Annotated in this window: 1 protein-coding gene; it reads right to left on the reverse strand. The window is 71.0% G+C overall.

Going from position 1 to position 541, the window contains the following annotated elements; all coding sequences use genetic code 11:
- Window positions 1–541, reverse strand: a 541-nt coding sequence (locus HMPREF3105_RS02255) for a helix-turn-helix domain-containing protein (RefSeq protein WP_141762410.1), incomplete at both ends; no start/stop codon positions are given.

The raw sequence follows: 541 nt of genomic DNA on the forward strand, positions 1-541 counted from the left end.
GGCGAAGAACGCCCTCGCCCGGCAGAAGAAGCTCACGGTCGTAGCTGCCCGCTCATCGGGCAAGGCTTCGGTGTAGGCCAGCCGGGTGAACCCGTCGATCGCCGAGTGCAGATAGGTGTAGCCGACCCGTCGGCCAGGCCCGCGCTTGGCTGCTCGCGCGTTCTCGGAGTCCCGGCCGTGAGCACGCCAGCCTCCCCCCTCGGGGATGCGCCCGATCTTCTTCACGTCCAGGTGCACCATGTGCCCCGGGCCGCGGGCGGTGATCTTCTGCGGTCGTTGGCGCAGGTCCTCACCCGTGGGCGCGAGGTCTGGCAACCGGGAGATGCCCAGCCGGTGCAGCCACCTCCCCACCGTTCGGAGGCACAGCTGGTGGCCTTCGGAGACGAGGTGGTGATGGATGCGGCGGGCGGACCACTTCTGGTCCCGGCGCAGGGCCTCGATTTCGGCCAGGATCGCGATGTCGAGCTGGGCGGGGCAGTGGTGGGGCCGGCTCGAGCGGTCCTGCAGTCCTGCCTCGCCCTCGGCGCGGTAGCGGGCGACC

It is taken from the genome of Micrococcus sp. HMSC31B01 (assembly GCF_001816085.1).
Taxonomy (GTDB): Bacteria; Actinomycetota; Actinomycetes; order Actinomycetales; family Micrococcaceae; genus Micrococcus; species Micrococcus luteus.